The organism is Actinomarinicola tropica, assembly GCF_009650215.1.
Taxonomy (GTDB): Bacteria; Actinomycetota; Acidimicrobiia; order Acidimicrobiales; family SKKL01; genus Actinomarinicola; species Actinomarinicola tropica.
The window spans coordinates 1,007,664-1,026,159 of record NZ_CP045851.1; the positions used below are offsets into that span (position 1 = coordinate 1,007,664).

Annotated in this window: 24 protein-coding genes; 13 read left to right on the forward strand and 11 right to left on the reverse strand. The window is 73.8% G+C overall.

Going from position 1 to position 18,496, the window contains the following annotated elements; all coding sequences use genetic code 11:
• Nucleotides 1–81: 81 nt before the first annotated feature.
• The 4 genes from GH723_RS05045 to GH723_RS05060 form a co-directional block, all read right to left on the reverse strand.
• Nucleotides 82–1,215 (reverse strand): Zn-dependent alcohol dehydrogenase, encoded by a 1,134-nt coding sequence (locus GH723_RS05045; RefSeq protein ID WP_153758626.1) that lies wholly within the window; start codon nt 1,213–1,215, stop codon nt 82–84.
• 63 nt (nt 1,216–1,278) lie between these two features.
• Entirely contained in the window at nt 1,279–1,560 is a 282-nt protein-coding gene (locus GH723_RS05050) for a hypothetical protein (protein ID WP_153758627.1), read from the reverse strand.
• Nucleotides 1,557–2,585 (reverse strand): glycosyltransferase family 4 protein, encoded by a 1,029-nt coding sequence (locus GH723_RS05055; RefSeq protein WP_153758628.1) that lies wholly within the window; start codon nt 2,583–2,585, stop codon nt 1,557–1,559. The genes GH723_RS05050 and GH723_RS05055 overlap by 4 nt, the downstream gene beginning before the upstream one ends.
• 1 nt (nt 2,586) lies before the next feature.
• Complete coding sequence (locus GH723_RS05060) at nt 2,587–3,408, reverse strand: DUF5317 family protein (protein ID WP_153758629.1); 822 nt, start codon at nt 3,406–3,408, stop codon at nt 2,587–2,589.
• A gap of 66 nt (nt 3,409–3,474) precedes the next feature.
• On the opposite strand from GH723_RS05060, the gene GH723_RS05065 reads away from it, so the two are divergent.
• Nucleotides 3,475–3,693, forward strand: coding sequence for a biotin/lipoyl-binding carrier protein (locus GH723_RS05065; protein ID WP_153758630.1), 219 nt, complete (start codon nt 3,475–3,477; stop codon nt 3,691–3,693).
• Between the two features lies 1 nt (nt 3,694).
• On the opposite strand, the gene GH723_RS05070 is transcribed toward GH723_RS05065, so the two are convergent.
• From GH723_RS05070 to GH723_RS05080, 3 genes are read right to left on the reverse strand one after another with little or no spacing between them, the layout of a single operon-like run.
• Nucleotides 3,695–4,270 (reverse strand): septum formation family protein, encoded by a 576-nt coding sequence (locus tag GH723_RS05070; RefSeq protein ID WP_153758631.1) that lies wholly within the window; start codon nt 4,268–4,270, stop codon nt 3,695–3,697.
• Complete coding sequence (locus GH723_RS05075; RefSeq protein WP_153758632.1) at nt 4,267–4,920, reverse strand: septum formation family protein; 654 nt, start codon at nt 4,918–4,920, stop codon at nt 4,267–4,269. The genes GH723_RS05070 and GH723_RS05075 overlap by 4 nt, the downstream gene beginning before the upstream one ends.
• A complete protein-coding gene (locus tag GH723_RS05080) occupies nt 4,920–5,939 on the reverse strand; it encodes a class E sortase (RefSeq protein ID WP_229023243.1) in 1,020 nt (339 codons plus the stop codon). The genes GH723_RS05075 and GH723_RS05080 overlap by 1 nt, the downstream gene beginning before the upstream one ends.
• A 69-nt stretch (nt 5,940–6,008) precedes the next feature.
• On the opposite strand from GH723_RS05080, the gene ccmA reads away from it, so the two are divergent.
• The 9 genes from ccmA to GH723_RS05125 are packed head-to-tail and all read left to right on the forward strand — an operon-like array spanning nt 6,009 to nt 12,770.
• Nucleotides 6,009–6,689, forward strand: coding sequence for a heme ABC exporter ATP-binding protein CcmA (gene ccmA, locus GH723_RS05085; RefSeq protein ID WP_153758634.1), 681 nt, complete (start codon nt 6,009–6,011; stop codon nt 6,687–6,689).
• Nucleotides 6,679–7,347, forward strand: a complete 669-nt coding sequence (locus tag GH723_RS05090) for a heme exporter protein CcmB (RefSeq protein WP_195210542.1) — start codon at nt 6,679–6,681, stop codon at nt 7,345–7,347. Before ccmA ends, GH723_RS05090 begins: the two co-directional genes overlap by 11 nt.
• On the forward strand, nt 7,344–8,138 hold the full coding sequence (gene ccsA, locus GH723_RS05095) for a cytochrome c biogenesis protein CcsA (RefSeq protein ID WP_195210543.1): 795 nt from the start codon (nt 7,344–7,346) through the stop codon (nt 8,136–8,138). Before GH723_RS05090 ends, ccsA begins: the two co-directional genes overlap by 4 nt.
• Entirely contained in the window at nt 8,135–8,272 is a 138-nt protein-coding gene (locus tag GH723_RS05100) for a hypothetical protein (RefSeq protein WP_153758637.1), read from the forward strand. Before ccsA ends, GH723_RS05100 begins: the two co-directional genes overlap by 4 nt.
• Entirely contained in the window at nt 8,260–8,880 is a 621-nt protein-coding gene (locus tag GH723_RS05105; protein ID WP_153758638.1) for a cytochrome c maturation protein CcmE domain-containing protein, read from the forward strand. The genes GH723_RS05100 and GH723_RS05105 overlap by 13 nt, the downstream gene beginning before the upstream one ends.
• Entirely contained in the window at nt 8,877–10,826 is a 1,950-nt protein-coding gene (locus GH723_RS05110; protein WP_153758639.1) for a heme lyase CcmF/NrfE family subunit, read from the forward strand. Before GH723_RS05105 ends, GH723_RS05110 begins: the two co-directional genes overlap by 4 nt.
• Nucleotides 10,823–11,410, forward strand: coding sequence for a redoxin family protein (locus GH723_RS05115; protein WP_153758640.1), 588 nt, complete (start codon nt 10,823–10,825; stop codon nt 11,408–11,410). The genes GH723_RS05110 and GH723_RS05115 overlap by 4 nt, the downstream gene beginning before the upstream one ends.
• The gene (locus GH723_RS05120) at nt 11,407–11,883 is read left to right on the forward strand and encodes a cytochrome c-type biogenesis protein (protein WP_195210544.1); all 477 of its coding nucleotides are present in this window, start codon (nt 11,407–11,409) and stop codon (nt 11,881–11,883) included. Before GH723_RS05115 ends, GH723_RS05120 begins: the two co-directional genes overlap by 4 nt.
• Complete coding sequence (locus tag GH723_RS05125; protein ID WP_153758642.1) at nt 11,880–12,770, forward strand: tetratricopeptide repeat protein; 891 nt, start codon at nt 11,880–11,882, stop codon at nt 12,768–12,770. Before GH723_RS05120 ends, GH723_RS05125 begins: the two co-directional genes overlap by 4 nt.
• A 6-nt stretch (nt 12,771–12,776) precedes the next feature.
• On the opposite strand, the gene GH723_RS05130 is transcribed toward GH723_RS05125, so the two are convergent.
• Nucleotides 12,777–13,256 (reverse strand): SixA phosphatase family protein, encoded by a 480-nt coding sequence (locus GH723_RS05130; RefSeq protein ID WP_153758643.1) that lies wholly within the window; start codon nt 13,254–13,256, stop codon nt 12,777–12,779.
• A gap of 128 nt (nt 13,257–13,384) precedes the next feature.
• Between GH723_RS05130 and GH723_RS05135 the strand changes: the two genes are divergently transcribed.
• Both GH723_RS05135 and GH723_RS05140 read left to right on the forward strand, forming a co-directional pair.
• Entirely contained in the window at nt 13,385–14,206 is an 822-nt protein-coding gene (locus tag GH723_RS05135) for a DUF4397 domain-containing protein (protein WP_195210545.1), read from the forward strand.
• 27 nt (nt 14,207–14,233) lie between these two features.
• Complete coding sequence (locus tag GH723_RS05140; protein WP_153758645.1) at nt 14,234–14,881, forward strand: class F sortase; 648 nt, start codon at nt 14,234–14,236, stop codon at nt 14,879–14,881.
• Here GH723_RS05140 and GH723_RS05145 read toward each other — a convergent pair.
• From GH723_RS05145 to GH723_RS05155, 3 genes are read right to left on the reverse strand one after another with little or no spacing between them, the layout of a single operon-like run.
• On the reverse strand, nt 14,863–15,333 hold the full coding sequence (locus tag GH723_RS05145) for a hypothetical protein (protein WP_153758646.1): 471 nt from the start codon (nt 15,331–15,333) through the stop codon (nt 14,863–14,865). The genes GH723_RS05140 and GH723_RS05145 overlap by 19 nt on opposite strands.
• Nucleotides 15,334–15,387: 54 nt before the next feature.
• Nucleotides 15,388–16,518, reverse strand: coding sequence for a cysteine desulfurase family protein (locus tag GH723_RS05150; protein WP_153758647.1), 1,131 nt, complete (start codon nt 16,516–16,518; stop codon nt 15,388–15,390).
• Nucleotides 16,515–17,234 carry a helix-turn-helix transcriptional regulator gene (locus tag GH723_RS05155; RefSeq protein ID WP_153758648.1) on the reverse strand — a complete coding sequence of 240 codons (720 nt, stop codon included), beginning with the start codon at nt 17,232–17,234 and terminating at the stop codon, nt 16,515–16,517. The genes GH723_RS05150 and GH723_RS05155 overlap by 4 nt, the downstream gene beginning before the upstream one ends.
• A gap of 50 nt (nt 17,235–17,284) precedes the next feature.
• On the opposite strand from GH723_RS05155, the gene GH723_RS05160 reads away from it, so the two are divergent.
• Complete coding sequence (locus GH723_RS05160; protein ID WP_153758649.1) at nt 17,285–18,427, forward strand: Mrp/NBP35 family ATP-binding protein; 1,143 nt, start codon at nt 17,285–17,287, stop codon at nt 18,425–18,427.
• The last annotated feature ends 69 nt before the right edge of the window (nt 18,428–18,496 follow it).

The window sequence follows — 18,496 nt, forward strand, 5'->3', positions numbered from 1 at the left end:
GCGTCCCGGCGCGCCGCCGTCCCGGCGCGACAGAGGCCGGCCCCGCGGGGCCGGCCTCGTCGCGTGCGTATGCGGATCGGGTCAGTCGTGGACGATGACCGAGCGGGCGACCTCGCCGCTCGCCATGGCCTCGAACGCCTCGTTCACGTCGGCGACGTCGATCTCGCGGGAGATGAGCTCGTCGAGCTTCAGCTCGCCCTTCTGGTAGAGCTCGATCAGCTTCGGCACGTCGCGGTCGACGTTGGCCGAGCCGTACCAGCAGCCCTTCACCGTCTTCGCGGTGTAGAGGAACGTGAAGGCGGCGTTGAGGTTGAGCATGACCTCGAGGCGGGGCACGCCGACGAGGACGACCTCGCCGCCGCTGCGGGCCATGTTGATCGCCTGCTCGATCGTCGGGCCGAGGCCGATCACCTCGAACGAGACGTCGGCGCCACGTCCGCCGGTGAGCTCCATCACCTTGGCGACGGGATCGCCGTCGCCGGCGTTGACGACCTCGGTGGCCCCGAACTCCTTCGCCATCTCGAGCTTCGAGTCGAACATGTCGATCGCGATGATCGTCGTGGCGCCGGCGATGCGGGCGCCCTGGATCACGTTGAGCCCCACGCCGCCGCAGCCGATGACGGCGACGGCGTCGCCCTGGCGGATGTTCGCCGTGTTCATGGCGGCGCCGACACCGGTGAGGACACCGCAGCCGATGAGCGCGGCGACCTTGAGGGGCACGTCGTCGGGGATCTTGACGGTGCTGATCGCCGGCACGATCGACTCGTTGGAGAACGTGCCGCAGTAGGCCATCTGGCCGAGCTCGCCGTCGGGGGTGGAGAAGCGCTTGGTGCCGTCGATGAGCCCGCCGAGGGAGACCGCACCGCCCTTCTCGCAGAGGTAGCCCTGGTCGCGGGTGCAGAAGTAGCACTCGCCGCACTGGGGCACGAAGGACAGGACGACGTGGTCGCCGACGGCGCGGTCGGTGACGCCGGGGCCGACCTCGGTGATGACGCCGGCGCCCTCGTGGCCGAGGACGAGCGGGGTGGCGAGCGGGATCGTCCCGTTCTGGACGGAGAGGTCGGAGTGGCACACGCCCGACGCCGCCATCTTCACCCGGACCTCCCCCTCCTTGGGGGCGGCGACGGAGATGTCGTCACGGATCTGCAGCGGCGTGTCGACGGCGTTCAGCACCGCGGCCCTGGCGGTCCCGGTGGTGTGGGTGGTGTCGGTCATCGCGTCGTGGTCCCCCTGGGATGTCGGTGAGTGGGCCAGACCGTACACCGTACGGACCGGCGGTCAGTGGGTGTGGTGGCCGCCTTCGCGGTCCTCGCGCTCGGCGGCCTTCACCGCGTAGCCGAAGATGATCGCGGGGGCGAGGATGACCGAGCCGACGAGGAGCGAGCCGATCACGACGACGGTGAACGTGTCGTTCCAGCCGGTGGCCAAGCCGATGGCGAACCCCACGATGGCGACCGCGAACAGGCCGTAGCCCACGCGCTGGCCGATCTCGACCAGACGGGCGATCTGCTGCCGCTTCGCGAGGATGGGGTCGAGCGGGTGCTCCCGGTCGGGGCTCACGGCGCCCACCCGGCGTCGGCGAGGAGCGACCCGAGCCGCTCGGTCATCACGTCGGTCGACAGCTGGGTCCTCACCACCTCGAGATTCTGGTCGAGGATCGCCGGGTCGGGCGACCGGAGGTACCGGGCGACGGGCTCGGGGTCGTCGGCGGGGAACCACCGGAACCCGAGGGCGCGCAGCTCGGCGGCGACCGGGTAGTCGCCGACGATCGCCGGTCGGCGGTGCGTGGCCGCCTCGACCGGCGGGTTGCCGAACCCCTCCCAGCTCGACGGGAACACGACGGCGTCGCACGCGGCGTAGAGGTGCTCCACCGCCAGCCCCTCCTCGCGGAGGACCCGGCACCGGGCGCCCGACAGCAGGCGCTCCAGCTCCGGCGCGTAGCCCTCCTCGGCCGGGCCGGGCAGCCAGTAGGTGGCGTCGAGCTGCTCTGCGATGCGGAGCGCCACGTCGACCCGCTTGCGGGCGATGGCCCGCACGGGGTGGGCGAGGAGGACCTCGTCGGGGGCGACGCCGAGGCGGCGCCGCGTGCCGTCGCGGTCACCGTGGGGCGGGTCGGGATCGAACCCGTTGTAGATGCACCGCGCCGCGATGCCCCGCGCCGCCATCTCGACCCTGGTCAGCTCGTTGATGGTGACGTGCTGCCAGGCCGGGTCGCTCGGCGGGAGGGCGGTGATGTGCGCGTAGCGCTCGCGCTGCCACGGCGGGTCGTGGTGGTGGAGGAGGGCAGGACGACCGCGCAGTACGTCGGCGACCACGAGCGACGCCGGGAGGTTCATCGGGATGGTCAGCAGGTTCTCGACGACCACGAGGTCGACGTCGGCCAGGGCGTCCTCGACCTCTCCCGTCGAGGGCGGCTCGGGCGCGTCGATCGCCAGGCCCGCCACCGTGCGGTCGACCGGCCCCTCCCCGGCGACCGTGACGACGTCGTAGCCGAGCTCGCCGAGGGCGCGCCGCCAGGTGGCGGCGACGATCGAGACGCCGTCGGTGAGCCCGAGGCGGAACGAGACGATGGCGCAGCGCGACACGTCAGGTGCCGTCGCGCCCGACCCGCATCGTCGGGTGGTGCGGCCGGGGCGGCGGGGTGCGGCGCCAGGGCCACGGCACGTGGGTGCTGCTCGTGCGGTGCGCGGCGGCGCGCTCCGACCGGGCGCGGGGCTCCCGTCCGGGTCGGGCCGCCACCAGGTCCGCGCCCTCGTCGTCGGGGCGGCCCCACCCCATGGGGATGGGCACCGGCCGACCGGGGCGCACCTCGACCGGCCGCTCGCGCCGAACCGCCGGGCTCGACCCCGCGGCGTCGGCGGCGAAGATCTCGGCCACGGGGACCCCGCCGGGTCGGCGTCGGCGCATCGAGACCTGCACGGCGTCGGCCACCCCGACCGCGGCGATCAGGTCGCCGAAGGACAGGACCAGCCCGAGCTCGGGCACCGGGATCGTGGCACCGAGCGGGGCGAGGAGCGTCGTGTCGTCCGCGAGTCGCCGCCCACCCGGGAGCTCGTCGCCGGGCGCGGCCGGGAGCGCCTGGCCGGCGTGGACGAGGGCGTCGCGGTCGACGGGGACGGCACCGTTGGCCAGGAGCGGCGCGGCGACGAGGAGGAGGCCCACGCCGGCCACGCCCAACCCGACGATCCGGGCGTTGCGGAGGGCGGCGGCCCCGGTGGCGACGAGACCGGTGGCGAGCAGCAGCTCGGGCGCCCGGGAGGCGCCGACGCTCGCCCAGGTGGTGGCGGCGACGCCGAAGGCGCCGAGCGGCACCCACCGAAGATCGACCCGGGTCAGGTGCCGGATGCGCCCGCCGCGGCAGAGACCGATCGCGCAGCCGATCACGAGGGCGCCGACGATGACGGTCATCGGACCCCGACGCTACCGGCGCACCCCCCTGCGCTCGGGGATGCCGGGTCGGCCTACGATCTCCCCGTGGTCGAGGTGAGAGCGGAGCTGAGCGCCAACGTCTGGCAGGTGCGCGTCGAGGTCGGCCAGACGGTGGCCCTGGACGACGACGTCGTGGTCCTCGAGTCGATGAAGATGGAGATCCCGGTCGGGGCGCCGGTGGCGGGCACGGTGGCCGAGGTGCGCGTCGCGCCCGAGGACAAGGTCGTCGACGGCACCGTCCTCGCCGTGATCGACCCGACCTGAGTCAGCGGCCGCTGCCCTGCATCGAACCCTCGAGGGGGACGAGGCCCAGGTCGAAGAGGACGCAGGAGCCGCTCCGCGCCCCGTCGATCCACGCCCCCTCGTCGGGGAGGAGGGCGACCTGGTCGAGCGTCGAGTCCTCCCACGCTCCGTTGACGAAGGCCTCGAACGCGTCGGTGCAGGCGCGGTCGGCCGTCTCCGCGACGGCGGGGGCGCCGGGCCAGGGTGCGTCCGGTGCGCCGAGGTCGATGCGGGCGTAGACCTCGTAGCGGTGCGGCTCGGCGCACGTCCGGGGCACGACCTGGGCACCGGACAGCAGCGCGTCCACGCCGGGTGGGGGGCGTCCCGCCTCGTCGTCCACGTCGTCCATGCACGCCCCGACCTCGAGCGTGCGGGGGTCGACCGGCGCCGGGGGGACCGTCGTCGTGGTCGTGCCCCCGGCGATGATCTCCTCCTCGATGGCGGGCGGGAGGCTGGCGGCGCCGCGACGGAGGTCGTCGCCGACGTGGTCGGCGCAGGCGGCGAGCGTCGAGGACGCGAGGGTCGCCCACGCGAGGGCGGCGATCCCTCGTGGTCTCACCGACCCGACCCCTGCACGGTGCCCGTGAGCGGCTCGAGGTCGCGGTCGTGGACCCCGCAGTGCACCCGGCGGTCGCCGTCCTCCCAGATGCCGGCATCGGGGCGGATGTGGACGATCTCGAGCGACGAGTCGAGGTACGCCGCGCCGACGTAGGCCTCGAAGCCGTCGAGGCAGACCTGGTCGGCGGCGGCGATCACGGCGGTGTCGCCCGGGTACGACGCGGCCGGGTCGTCGTTCAACGAGGTGACGAGGTAGATCTCGACGCCGTGCGGATCCTCGCACGGGAGGACCTCGGCGGTCGTCACCTCGACCGACTCGTCGAGCCCCAGCCCGGGGAGGTCGGCGCAGTCGCCGGCGGCGAGCTCGGACAGCGCGACCGTGCCCTCGTCGGGCACCGTCGTGGACGGGGCGACCAGGGGCGCGACCGTGGTGGCGGTGACGAAGGCCCGGCCCTCGCGCTCGGTCGTCGTCGTGGTGGGGGCCGTCGAGGTGGTGGTCGACACCGTGGTGGACGTCGTCGACGTGGCGGGAGCGGCCGATCCGTCGCCGTCGGCGTCGCTGCACGCGGCCAGGATCAGGCTGCACGCCAGCATCGCCACGGCGGTCCGCCCCGCGCCGCGGCGTCGGTGGAGGGGGGTGCGGGCAGACATCAGTAGGCGGGAAGGTAGCGGTCGATGTGGGCGAAGGCGACCACGAGGGGGACCGCCATCAGCGGGGCGCCGACGAGGTACGCGGGCCAGCGCCGCCAGCGGCGGCCGACGAGCGCGGTCGCGGCCAGTGCCACGAGGAACGCCGCCGACCAGGCGACGGCCGGCACCAGCGCGTCGGGGTCCCCGCCGAGGCCCTCGCCGAAGTCCTCGTCGGCCGCCGCCCCGTCGCCGGGAGCGGGGTCCGGCCCCGGGGCGTCGACCGATCCGGCGTCGTCGGTGCCCGGCCGCTCGGCGTCGGGGAGCGGCGCGGCCGGTTCGTCCACCAGCTCCGCGGTGACGATGATGCGTTGGCGGGACGAGAACTTCGGGTGGCACGCGGTGAGCGTGAGCCGGTCGTCGCCGGCGTCGTCGAGCACCTCGACGGCCGTCTCCGGGACGATGAAGTGGCCCCGCTCGTCGCCCTCGGGTCCCTCGTGCGGCATGACCCGGTAGGTGAACGACCCCTGGAGCGTGTCGACGTGGATCTCGTCGCCGGGGGCCAGGCGGTCGAGGTCGTGGAACGGCTGCCCGTAGGTGGTGCGGTGGCCGGCGATCGCCGCGTTGCCCGGCTGGCCGGGCATCGGGCTGTCGGGGAAGTGGCCCGGCCCCTTGCGCAGGTCGGCCACACCCACCCCGTGCACGACGATCTCGTCGACGCCGATCGTCGGCATCCGGAGCCGGGCGACGGGATCGCCGGGCGAGGGGTCGAGGGCGGCGACCAGCTCCGGCGGCAGCGTGGTGGTCGTCGACTCGTCCGGCGGCGGGTCCCCGGTCGACGCGTCGTCGTCGGGGAGCATCCGACCGACCTCGGCCAGCTGGGCGTCGAACCGGTCCTCGAGCCGCGCCTGCTCACGGGAGTGCGCGACCCCCGTGCCCCACAGCTGGTAGGCGACGAAGAGCAGGAGCAGCGTGCCGGCGCCGATGAGCGTGCGACCGATGCCGCGCACGACCGTCGCGGTGCGGGGGGAGAGGGGGAGCATCGGCACGGGCGCCGAGGCTAGAGGCGCTTGGCCGTGGCGCGGAGCGCGCCGGTAGCCTTCCACCGCCCCATGGAACCCGTCATCCACCTCCGCGGCGCGGTCTGCCTCCTCGGGCGCTTCCCGGCGCTGGCCGGCGTCGACCTCACGGTCGAACGGGGCGAGATCGTCATGCTCCAGGGGCCGAACGGCGCGGGCAAGACGACGCTCCTACGGCTGTGCGCCGGGCTCCAGACGGTGGCGTCGGGCGAGGCGCGGGTGCTCGGCGTCGACCTCGCGGCCGACCCCACGCCGGTGCGGGTGCGCGTCGGCCTGCTCGCGCACGCCACCTTCCTCTACGACGACCTCACCGTGACCGACAACGTCGAGTTCTGGACCGCCGCGGCTCGCGCCGACGTCGGCGACGCCCGCCGCGCCATGCAGCGGCTCGGTCTGGGCGGCCGACTCGCCGACGTGAAGGTGTCGCGGCTCTCGACGGGTCAGCGCCGCCGCGTCGCCCTCGCGGTCCTCGTCGCTCGCCGCCCCGAGCTGTGGCTGCTCGACGAGCCCCATGCCGGTCTCGACAGCGAGGGCCGCGACCTGATCGACGCGCTCGTCGTCGAGGCGGCCGATGCCGGTGCGACGGTGCTGCTCGCCTCCCACGAGCTCGACCGCGCCGTGCGCCTGGCCCCCCGGCACGTCACGATCACCGGCGGCACGATCGCCGCCGACGACCGACCGGGGCTCACCGTGGAGGCCGACCGTGCTCCGTGACGCGCTGCTCGTCGCCGGGAAGGACCTGCGGATCGAGCTGCGCTCGAAGGTCACCGCCGGGCAGATCCTCCCCTTCGCCCTGCTGGTGCTCGTCCTCTTCGCCTTCGCGCTCGACCCCGACGGGCCGGCCCTCGAGCGGGCGACGCCCGGCCTCTACTGGGTCGCGGTGCTCTTCGTCACCGTGCTCGCCGTGGAGCGGTCCTTCTCGCTCGAGTCGGGCGACGGGGTGCGCGACGCCCTCCGTCTGGCCGGCCTGGCGCCGGGCGGCGTGTTCCTCGGCAAGTTCGCCGCGCTCGCGGTCCAGCTCCTCGTCGTGCAGGCGGTCCTGATGGTCGGCGTCGTCGTGCTGTTCGGGCGCGACCTGTCCGCTCCGCTGCTCCTCCTCGGGACCTCGGTGGCCGCGACCGCCGGCATCGGTGCGGCCGGTACCCTCTACGGCGTCCTCGCCGCCGGGTTGCGCGTCCGCGAGACCCTGCTCCCGTTCCTGCTCCTGCCGGTGCTGGCGCCGGTGCTCATCGGTGCGACCCGCGCGTTCGAGGCCGCCCTCGACGGGGTCCCGTCCGACGGATGGCCCTGGTTCAACTTGCTCGCTGTGTTCGCCCTCGTCTACACCGGCGTCGGGATCCTCACCTTCGGGTCCCTGCTGGAGGAATCGTGACCACCACCCAGGCGTCCGCCGCCGCCCAGCCCTCCACCGCTGCGGCGCCCCTCGGCACCGGCTCCCAGGCCAGCCGCGTCCTCGGCGTCGTCGTGCTCGTGGCCATGGCGGTGCTCCTGTGGCTCGCCTTCGTCGCCTCGCCGCGCGACGCCATCCAGGGCGACCTCGTCCGGCTCCTCTACCTGCACCCCGCCCTGGCGTGGACCGCCTACCTGGCGTGCTTCATCGCCACCGGCGCCAGCATCCAGCACCTGCGCAAGCGCACCGTCGGCTCCGACCTGCTCGCCCACAGCGCGGTCGAGCTCGGCGCGGTGATGACGCTGCTCACCCTGGTCACCGGTGCCATCTGGGGTCGGCCGACCTGGGGCGTCTACTGGGTCTGGGACGCCCGCCTCACCTCGACCGCCATCCTCTTCCTGATGCTGCTCGGCTACCTGGCCCTGCACCGCATCGACGCCGCCCCCGAGGTCCGGTCCCGCCGGGCGGCGGTGCTCGGCGTGCTGCTCGTGCCGAACGTCATCCTCGTGCACCAGTCGGTCCAGTGGTGGCGCACGCTGCACCAGGACCCGACCCTGCTCGACCGCAACTTCGACTTCGGCACGAGCGACCTCCTGATGTTCACGATGGTCTTCGGCTTCGTCGCGATCAGCCTGCTCTTCGTGTGGCTGCTGCTGCACCGCTTCCGGGTGGCCTGGCTCGAGCACCAGGTGGAGTCGGCCTGGCTCGACGACGCCATCGAGGCCCGTCGGGCCGAGGCCCTCGCCGAGAGCCGGGAGGCCGGTGCCCGATGAGCCAGATGTCGTACATCTACATGGGCTGGGGCGCGTCGCTCGTCGTGCTCGCCCTCTACACCGCCTCGGTCGTGGTGCGCGGCCGCCGGCTCAGCGCCAAGGTCCCGCCGGAGCGCCGTCGATGGACGAGCTGACCCGCGACCCGGACCGCCACGACGAGGCAGGCTCGGGCGACGCCGACACCCTCACCGACCTCACGCCCCGAGCGCCCCGGGACGCGGGTCGCCGCCGGCGCGCGCCGTGGGCCCTGCTCGCGCTCGCCGTCGTGGTCGTGGGGCTGGTGGTCGTCGTGGTCAACGGCCTCGGGGATGCCACGCTCTTCTTCCGCACCGCCGACGAGGCCGTCGCCCAGCGCGACTCGCTCGGCGATCGCCGCTTCCGCATCGAGGGCCGGGTGGTCACCGACTCGATCGTGCCCACCGCCACCGGTGTCGACTTCGTCATCTCGAACGGGGAGGTCGACGTCACGATCGCCCACCAGGGGGACCCGCCCGACCTGTTCCAGGAGAACATCCCGGTCGTGCTCGAGGGCCACTGGGCGCGCGTGGGGGAGACCGACGCGCCCGGGCCGTCCGACGGGGTGCCCACCGACGACGGCTGGTTCTTCGCGAGCGACACGTTCTTCGTGCGCCACGAGGAGCAGTACGTCGAGGAGAACCCGGACCGCACGCAGGACTACACCGAGACCGGCGACGGAGCCGAGGGGGCCGAGGGGGAGACGGAGGAACCAGCCGCCCCATGAACGCCGCCATCGGCTCGGCCGGGGTCGTCATCGGCCTCCTCGGCGCCATCTTCGGCATCGTCACGATCGCCGTCGGCCTCCACCGCGGCACGCCGCTGCTGCTGCGACGGGCGTCGTCCTACGCCTGGCTGGTCCTCGCCGGCGGGGTGATCGCCGCGGCGGCGATGGAGCGGGCCCTCATCACCCGGGACTTCTCGGTGCAGTTCGTCGCCGACAACGGGTCGTCGCTCACCCCGGCCCTCTACAACGTCGCCACCCTGTGGGGAGCGCTCGAGGGGTCGATCATCCTGTGGTCGCTCATCCTCGGCGGCTACACGGTGCTCGTCGCCCGCAAGTTCCGCCACCGCCTGGAGGACCCCCTCGTCGCGTGGGCGATGCTGACGATGTTCGTCGTCGCCACCTTCTTCTTCGGCCTGATGATGGGACCGGCCGACCCGTTCGTCAGCGTCTCGGTGCCCGCCGGGTTCGACGGGCAGGGCCCCAACCCGCTGCTCCAGAACCACCCGCTGATGGCCTTCCACCCGCCGATGCTCTACCTGGGCTACGTCGGGTTCACCGTGCCGTTCGCCTTCGCCATCGCCGCGCTGATCACCGGCCGGGTGGGCGAGGGCTGGCTGCTCGAGACCCGGCGCTGGACGCTCTTCGCCTGGGGGTTCCTCACCGTCGGCATCGCGCTCGGCTCGTGGTGGGCCTACGAGGTGCTCGGGTGGGGCGGCTACTGGGGGTGGGACCCGGTCGAGAACGCGTCGCTCCTCCCGTGGCTCACCGGCACCGCGTACATCCACTCGGTGATGGTGCAGGAGCGCCGCGGCATGCTCCGGGTCTGGAACCTGGCGCTCCTCTGCGCCACGTTCGCCCTCACGATCCTCGGCACCCTCATCACCCGCTCCGGCGTGCTCGTCTCGGTCCACGCGTTCAGCGACGGGACGATCGGTCCGATCCTGCTCGGGTTCTTCGCCCTCATCGTCCTGGTCTCGGTCGTGCTCATCGGGTGGCGGGGCGACCGGCTCCGCTCGCCGGGCTCCATCGACTCGCCGCTCTCGCGGGAGGGGGCCTTCCTCGCCAACAACGTCCTGTTCGGCGCCTTCGCGTTCGTCGTCCTGCTCGGCACGGTGTTCCCCCTCGTCGTCGAGGCGTGGAACGGCGAGACGATCCGGGTCGGCGAGCCGTACTTCGAGCGGATGAGCGTCCCGATCGGGCTGGCGCTCCTCACCCTGATGGCCATCGCCCCGGTGCTGCCGTGGCGGGCCACCAACGTCGAGACCCTGGCCCAGCGCCTGCAGTGGCCGGCCTGGCTCGGCGCCGGCGTCCTCGTGCTGGCCCTCGCCCTGGGCGAGCGGGGCCTCGGCACCCTCGCGGGTTACGGACTCGCCGGCTTCGCGGCCGGGTCCGCCCTCCGCCAGGTGGTCCTCGCCACCCGGCGCCAGGGGTGGCGGGGCCTGGTGGGCCGGGCGAACGGCGGGATGATCGTGCACCTCGGGGTCATCCTCGTCGCGGTCGGCATCATCGCCTCCAACGCCAACATCGTGAGCCGCGAGGCCCGGCTGGAGGAGGGGGAGTCGTTCACCGTCGCCGGCCACGAGCTCCAGCTGCTGTCGGTCCGCGAGGAGGAGCTGCCCCGCCTGTTCCTCACCACCGCCGAGGTGCGCGTCGACGGTGAGGTGCACGAACCGGCCGTCGAGGTCTACAAGGCCACCGGCCAGACCATCCCCACGCCGTCGGTCAAGACGAGCTGGGACCGCGACGTCGCGGTCACGCTCTCGGTGGGCGACTGGCCCGACGGACCGGTCCAGATCCGTGCCGTCGTCCAGCCCCTGATCTCGTGGATGTGGACGGGCGCGGGCCTGATGGCCCTCGGCACCCTGCTCGCCGCCTTCCCCGGTCGCCGTCGCCGACCGACCGACCCCGTGTCCGCCCCGCTCGCCACGATCGGAGCCGCCCGATGACCGACACCGGACCCGACGCCGTCGCCGCGACTCGGCCCCGCGGCCGCACCGCGCTCGTCGCCTCGATCGTCGTCGGCATCGTGATGGTCGCCCTCGTCGCCGTGCTCGCGCTCGGCGATCCCGGCGGCGGCCGGGAGCCCGAGCGCAGTCCGCTGCTCGGCCGTGCGGCGCCCGCGATCACCGGCGAGACGCTCGACGACTCGACCTTCGACATCGACGAGCACCGCGGTCGCTGGGTCCTCGTCAACTTCTTCGCCGAGTGGTGCGTGCCCTGCCAGGTCGAGCATCCCGACCTGGTGGCGTTCGACGAGTCGCACCGTGAGGTCGGCGACGTGCAGGTTGTGAGCGTCGCGTTCCAGAACTCCCGTGAGGACATCGCGGCCTTCTTCGCCGAGAACGGCGGGGAGTGGCCCGTCGTCGTGGGCGGCGACGTCGGCTCCATCGCCGTGTCCTGGGGCGTGACCGGCGTTCCGGAGTCGTTCCTCGTGTCGCCCCAGGGCGTGGTGGTGCACCACTTCCGCGGCGGCGTCACCCTCGACGACCTCGAGGGCACGCTGGCCGAGCTGCGAGGCTCCGGCACGTGATCCGTCGTCGCCCGCTCCTGGCCGCCTCGTGGGCCGCGCTCGCCCTCGTGGTCGTCGTGGCCCTCGTCGTCGGCACGGTCGGCGGTGACGAGCCCACGGCTGCCGAGCGGGCCTTCGATCTGACCGGTCGGTTCGCCTGCCCGGTGTGCGACGGCCAGGCGGTGCGCGACAGCAACGCCGGGGCGGCGATAGAGATCCGCGCCGAGATCACCCGGCGCGTCCAGGCCGGCCAGAGCGACGACCAGGTGCTGCGCGCCCTGTCCGACAGCTACGGCTCGCAGTACGTGCTCACGCCAGCGGCATCGGGGGCGTCGAGCCTCGTGTGGGTGCTGCCGGTCGTCGTCGGGATCCTCGCCTTCGCCGGGCTCGCCTACGCCTTCGCCCGCTGGACGCCGCGTCCCGATGTCGAGGTCGACGCGGCCGACCGCGCCCTCGTCGACCAGGCGCTGCGCGAGCGGCACGGCGAGCGATGAGCCCGTCGGCCCGGCGCGACCTGCTCGACCCCGACGCGCTCGCGGCGCTCGAGGAGGAGCGGGACTTCCTGCTCCGCTCGATCGAGGACCTCGACCGCGAGCACGCCGTCGGGGACGTCACCGACGAGGACCACCGCACGCTGCGCGACGACTACACGGCCCGGGCCGCCGCGGTCATCCACGCCATCGAGGGTCGTCAGGCGGCGATCGCCGAGGCGCAGCGTCCTCGATCGCTCGCCCGGTTCGCAGCCATCAGCGCGGTGGTGCTCCTCGTCGCCGGGCTCGCGGGGTTCGCGGTCGCCCGCATGGCCGGTGACCGGTCCCAGGGCCAGCAGATCTCCGGCGGCGTCGTGCTCAGCGTCGGCCAGCAGCTGACCTCGTGCCTGCAGCTGAGCAACACCTCGGAGCGTCCGGTCGAGGTGCTCGAGTGCTACGACGGCATCCTCGCCGACCACCCGGCGAACGTCGAGGCCCTGACCTACCGCGGGTGGTTCCTCCTGCGCTTGGACCTCCAGGGCATGACCTTCGTCGAGCAGGCGTGGCCGAACCTCGAGGACGCGGTCGCCATCGACCCCGCCTACCCCGACGCCCGTGTGTTCCGGGCGATCGCCCTCAACCGCCTCTGCCGTCCCGACGAGGCGTCGGCCGAGCTCGAGGCCTTCGACGACGCCCGCCCGCTCCAGGAGATGGTCGACCTCGTGGAGCAGCAGCAGCTCCGGGAGAGCATCGACCAGCTCACCGAGCTGCGCGACGCCGTGCCCGAGGTGGCCGGTCCGCCCGCCCCGCTCGACATCGAGGATCCGGCGTCGATCGACCAGTGCGCCGTCCTCTCGGAGGCTGGGGTGTTCGACGGGTTGGCCCCGGCCGACGAGGGCGGCTCCGAGTAGCGACGGTCAGCCGCGGGGCAGGGGACCGAGCCCGGCGTAGTCCGCCTCGACCACCTCTCCGTCGCGCACGTGCAGCACCCACACCGACCCCTTGGGGCACGCGCCGTCGGGGTCGAGCCGTGCGCCGCGCCGAGCGAGTCCGGCCAGGAGCTCGGGGATGACGTCGCCGTGGGAGCAGAGCGCCGCGACCGTGCCCTCGCGGGCCAGGCCTTCCACGAGCGTGATGCCCGCCGCCAGCGCAGCGCCCTCCCGCAGAGCGTCGTCGTGCTCGACCGACAGCCCGAGCCGGGCCGCCAGCGGCTCCATCGTCTCGACGCAGCGGATGAGGGGGCTCGACAGGATGCGGGCGATGCCGAGATCGGCGAGCTCCTGCCCGAGCTCGTCGGCCCGACGCCGACCCTTGTCGCTGAGCGGGCGGTGGCCGTCGGGGCCGACCCACGCGTCGCGGCGACCGGCGTGCGCGTGGCGGACGAGGTAGAGGGGCACGCCTCGACGCTACGGGATGCGGCTCCGAGGAGGAATCTCGGACGGGGTGCATCCGCGTGGCATGCGTCATGCGAAGGAGGGGCCAGCAACACCGTCCCTCCCACACCCCCACGACAGGAGCAACCACCGTGCGAAAGATCCTCCTCGGCGTGCTCAGCCTCCTCACGGTCGCTGCGTTCGCCGCTCCCGCCCAGGCACAGTCCGGTGCCACCGTGATGCTGCTCCACGGCATCCCCGACACCCCGGTCGACGTCTACGTCGACGGCGCCGAGGTCATCGGCGACTTCCAGCCCGCCGACATGCAGGACCTCTCGTCCTTCGCCGGCCAGACGCTCGCCAACATCCAAGTCGTGCCGGCCGGTGGTGACCCGGCGACCGACGCGGTCATCGAGGTCCCCTCCCTCGACGTGCCCGCCTCGGGCAACTGGACCGTCGTGGCCCACCTGGGCGCCGACGGGACCCCGACGATCACCCCGTTCGAGAACGACACCTCGCAGATCGCCGCCGGCGAGGGCCGCATCACGGTCCGCCACACCGCCGCCGCCCCCGCGGTCGACATCGTGGTCGGCGACGCCCGCCCGTTCACCGACCTGAGCAACCCGAACTCGGTCTCGGCCGATCTCCCGGCCGGCCCGCTGCCCGCCTCGATCGCCGCCGCCGGTGGTGACGTCATCGCCTCCGTCGCCGACATCCTCGGCTCCGAGCCGGCCGTGACCGCCGGTGCCAACACCATCCTCTACGCCGTGGGCGACCTCGAGGCCGGCACGTTCGACCTCTACGTCCAGCAGATCACCGGCCTCGGCGCCGCTCCGACCGGCGTCCCGACCGGCGACACCCCGATCGAGTCCGGCACCCCGCTGCTGCTCGTCGGTGGCCTGGCCGCCCTGGCCATCGCCGCCACCGGTGGGCTCCTCGCCGCCCGGCCGGCCCTGGCCCGTCGTCGGGGCTGAGCCCTGAACCGGTTCCCCCCGAACACCGTGCGCCGCACCGCTCTCGCCGTCGTCGTCGCCGCCCTCCTCCTCGGGGCGTGCGGGGGCGGCGGCGAGAGCCGCGTCGCCCCCGCGGGCGAGGTGCCCACGGCCTCGACGACCACCACCTCGCCTCCGGCGACACCGCCCCCGACCTCGGAGCTCGCGGCGCTCGTCGAGCCCGCCGGCTCGACGGCCACGCTGCCGGAGGCCGCGATCGGTCCCGTCCCGGTGGGGCTCCGCTACGACGCCATCGGCGCCGACGCCCCGGTCCTGTCGGTGGGCGTCGCCACCAACGGCGACATGGAGATCCCCGGAGCGCGGGAGGTGGGCTGGTACCGCTACGGCCCGACGCCCGGGGCGGAGGGGTCGTCGGTGCTCGCCGCCCACGTCGCCTACGCCGGGCAGGACGGCGTCTTCCGTCGGCTCACCGGGGCCACGCCCGGCGACCGCTTCGACGTCAGCTACGACGACGGCTCGGTGCGCACGTTCGAGGTCGTGGCGATCCGCCAGTACGACAAGGACGAGCTGCCCACCGCCGAGCTCTTCGCCGTGAGCGGCGAGCCGCAGGTGGTGCTGATCACCTGCGGCGGGGCGTTCAACCGGGAGCTGCGCAGCTACGACGACAACATCGTCGCCTACGCCCTCCCGGTCTGAGCCCGCCGTCCCGTCCGGGGGCGGGACCGGGCGCTCCACTCCGGAGGCGGCCAGTGGAGGACGAGCTCGTCGCCGGGCTGGAGGACGCGCCAGGCGTCGAGGGCGTCGTCGAGGGCGTCGCCGGCCTCGACGGTGTCGCCGCGACGCCAGCCGAAGTGCTCGGCGTTGACCCGCTCCTCGGCGGCGTCGAGGTCGGCGAGGTGGGCGCGGATGACGCCCTTGCCCCGGTCGGTGCGGCGTCGGCTGATGCCCCGGAAGGTCGCCCCCTCGGCCAGGCAGCCCCAGAAGCCGTGCTCGATGTGCAGCGCCGCTTCGACGACGAGGGTCGCCAGGTCGTGGGGGACGTCGCCGCCGGCCGCCATCGTCGGGCCCCGCAGGCGGGTGCCGGAGGATCGGACGGCCTCCCAGGTGCACGACCGTCGCTTGTCGTCGGTCCAGAACCGGATCTCCACCCGGTCGAGGGTAGGGACGGAGCCGGGCGGGGGTCAGGCGGTTTCGGCGGTGCCTCAGCCGCTGGCGAGGCGGCGCAGGTCGGCGACGACGCGGGGCAGGGCGTCGAGCAGCGCGTCGACGTCGTCGTCGGTGGTCGACCACCCGACCGAGACGCGCAGCGAGCGCTGGGCGTCGACGCCCATGGCCTCGAGGACGGGGGAGGGGAGCAGGTCCTCGGACGCGCACGAGCTGCCGGAGTGGACGGCGATGCCGGCCCGGTCGAGCCCGATGAGAACGGGCTGGGGCTCGACGCCGTGGACCCCGAGGCAGACGATGTGGGGCAGCCGGTCGACCGGGTCGCCGTAGACCTCGATGCCGTCCATCGCCTCCGCCGCGGCGACGATCGCGCCCACTTGGCGTCGATTCGACGTCGATTCGACGCCGAGCAGGTCGTCGCGGAGCAGCGCCGATGCGGCGGCGCCGAACCCGACGACGGCCGCCGTGCTCTCGTGGCCGGCCCGGCGGGCCCGCTCCTGGTCGCCGCCGAGCAGCAGCGGATCGAGCCGCAGCCCGCGTCGCACGAGCAGGGCGCCGACGCCGGCGGGCCCGCCGAACTTGTGGGCCGACACCGACATGAGGTCGGCGCCGAGCTCGTCGAACGCCACAGGGTCGTGCCCGACGCCCTGCGCGGCGTCGACGTGCACCAGCACCCCCCGCTCGCGGCAGGCGGTGACCACCTCGGCGACGGGTTGGCGGGTGCCGACCTCGTGGTTACCCCACTGGACGTGCACGAGCGAGGTCTCACCCGGGCGGATGGCGGCGATCACCTCGTCGGGGTCGACGCGCCCGAGTCGGTCGACGCCCACGACGGTGACCTCGCCGGCCCGCGCCGCCTGCTCCCGCACCGCCGAGTGCTCGACCGCCGGCACCACCTGGTGGGAGCCGCCCTGCCGGGATGCGCCCCAGACGGCGGTAGCGATCGATTCGGTCGCGCCGCTGGTGAAGACCACTTCGCGGGAACGGGCGCCCACGAGCGCGGCGACCTGCTCCCGTGCCTCCTCGACCAGGACCCGTGCCGCCATGCCCTCCTCGTGGATCCGGGCGGGATCGCCCACGCCGGCGTCGAGGACGGCGACGACCGCATCGCGGGCCTCGGGACGCAGCGGCGACGTGGAGGCGTGGTCGAGGTAGTGGCGGCGGCTCACGCCTCGACGGCGGTGACGCACTGGTCGGCGCCGAGGGCCACCGAGGTCTCGATCTCGGGGTCGGTGCGCCCGTAGAGCGCCTCGAGCATCCCCTTGACCATGCCCCGGTCGACGGCGCAGATCACCGGGTGCTCGATGGCACTGTCGCCGAACGGGCAGTGCGCGGACACGATGCGCAGCTGGTCGCCGTCCTGCTCGGCGTGGGCGGCGAAGCCGTGCGCCGACAGGGCGTCGGCCACCGCGTGCAGCGCCGCGCGGAACGACCGCTGGCCCTCGCCGGTGTCGCCCATCGCCGCGGCCATGCGCCGCCCGTACTCGGTGCCGACCTCCTCGGCGAGCTCGGCGGCGTCGGCCGGGTCGAGGCGGGAGAGGGCCTTGCCGAGGAGCGACACGAGGATGTCGTCGTGGCGGACGGCGATGTCGAGGCTGATCGTCGGGGTGACCGCCCGGTAGTGCTTGGACGGGCGGCCGGCGCTGCGCCCCTCCGCCCGCACGACCTGGACCTCGAGGTACCCGCCCGCGGACAGCTTGTCGAGGTGGTGCCGGGCCACGTTGGGGTGGAGCTCGAACCGCTCGGCCACCGCCGAGGCGGTGACGCCTCCGTCGACCTCGTGGGCGAACAGGTAGATGGCGCGCCGGGTGGGGTCGCCGAACGCCGAGGTGATGGCGGTGACGGCCGACGCGAAGTCGGTCGGGTTGAGAGGTTCCCCGGACACGCCGGTATTCTACCTATCCGCATAGGAGAAATCCGAGGAGCGCTTCCGGCATGGCCGTCACCGAGACCCAGATCATCGAGGCCCTTCGCCCCGTCGAGGACCCCGAGCTCCGCCGCTCGGTCGTCGACCTCGACATGGTGCGATCGGTGGGCGTCGAGGGCTCCCGGGTCGTCGTCGAGATCGCCCTCACCACCGAGCGCCACCCGCTGCGCCACGTGATCGACGAGCGCGTCACCGGCGCGCTCGAGGCGCTCGACGGCGTCGACCACGTCAGCATCGACTTCGCCGTCATGTCCGACGAGGACCGGGCCCGCATCCGCCAGTCCCTCCACGGCAACCCCGCGGCGTCGGCCGGCTCCCAGCAGGGTCACGGCCACGCCGAGGGCCGCCGGGTCCCCTTCGCCGACGCCGGCTCACGCACCCGCGCCCTCATGATCGCGTCGGGCAAGGGCGGCGTCGGCAAGTCGTCGGTCACCGCCAACCTGTCGATCGCCCTCGCGAACCGGGGTCACAAGGTCGCCGTCGTCGACGCCGACGTGTGGGGCTTCTCGATCCCGCGGATGCTCGGCGTCGACCACCCGCCGACGGTCATCGACTCGATGCTCGTCCCGCCGGAGGTGCACGGCGTGCGCTGCATCTCGATGGGCTTCTTCGCCGAGGAGGACCAGCCGGTCATCTGGCGGGGGCCGATGCTCCACAAGGCGCTCGAGCAGTTCCTCACCGACGTCTTCTGGGACGAGCCCGACTTCCTCGTCGTCGACCTGCCGCCCGGCACCGGCGACATCTCCCTGTCGCTCGCCCAGTTCCTCCCTCGCGGCGAGGTCTACGTCGTCACCACGCCGCAGCCCGCGGCGCAGCGGGTCGCCCAGCGGGCGGCGTTCATGTCCCAGCGCGTGCAGCTCGACGTCAAGGGCGTCATCGAGAACATGTCGTGGTTCACCGGCGACGACGGCACCCGCTACGAGCTCTTCGGCGCCGGCGGCGGCGCCGAGCTCGCAACGCGCCTCGGCGTGCCGCTCATCGGCCAGGTGCCGCTGGTGCCCGAGCTGCGCGAGGGCTCCGACGCCGGCCGCCCCATCGTCGCCGTCGACCCCGACAGCGAGGCGGCCCAGGTCTTCGCCGCCATGGCCGAGACGATCGACGTGTCGCTCGCCCCGACCCGCCGCCACCACCCCGAGCTGAAGATCATCTGAGGTCCCGGTCGTCCGGGCGCGATGAGTGCGCGCCCGGCGGCTCGTCTCCTCCTGCGCACACACCACACC

Excerpts from the sequence above, each read along its gene's own strand:
- GH723_RS05045 (WP_153758626.1), bottom strand. The coding sequence starts at position 1,215 with ATGACCGACACCACCCACACCACCGGGACCGCCAGGGCCGCGGTGCTG.
- GH723_RS05060 (WP_153758629.1), bottom strand. The coding sequence starts at position 3,408 with ATGACCGTCATCGTCGGCGCCCTCGTGATCGGCTGCGCGATCGGTCTC.
- GH723_RS05075 (WP_153758632.1), bottom strand. The coding sequence starts at position 4,920 with ATGTCTGCCCGCACCCCCCTCCACCGACGCCGCGGCGCGGGGCGGACC.
- GH723_RS05080 (WP_229023243.1), bottom strand. The coding sequence starts at position 5,939 with ATGCTCCCCCTCTCCCCCCGCACCGCGACGGTCGTGCGCGGCATCGGT.
- ccmA (WP_153758634.1), top strand. The coding sequence starts at position 6,009 with ATGGAACCCGTCATCCACCTCCGCGGCGCGGTCTGCCTCCTCGGGCGC.
- GH723_RS05100 (WP_153758637.1), top strand. The coding sequence starts at position 8,135 with ATGAGCCAGATGTCGTACATCTACATGGGCTGGGGCGCGTCGCTCGTC.
- GH723_RS05105 (WP_153758638.1), top strand. The coding sequence starts at position 8,260 with ATGGACGAGCTGACCCGCGACCCGGACCGCCACGACGAGGCAGGCTCG.
- GH723_RS05110 (WP_153758639.1), top strand. The coding sequence starts at position 8,877 with ATGAACGCCGCCATCGGCTCGGCCGGGGTCGTCATCGGCCTCCTCGGC.
- GH723_RS05115 (WP_153758640.1), top strand. The coding sequence starts at position 10,823 with ATGACCGACACCGGACCCGACGCCGTCGCCGCGACTCGGCCCCGCGGC.
- GH723_RS05125 (WP_153758642.1), top strand. The coding sequence starts at position 11,880 with ATGAGCCCGTCGGCCCGGCGCGACCTGCTCGACCCCGACGCGCTCGCG.
- GH723_RS05160 (WP_153758649.1), top strand. The coding sequence starts at position 17,285 with ATGGCCGTCACCGAGACCCAGATCATCGAGGCCCTTCGCCCCGTCGAG.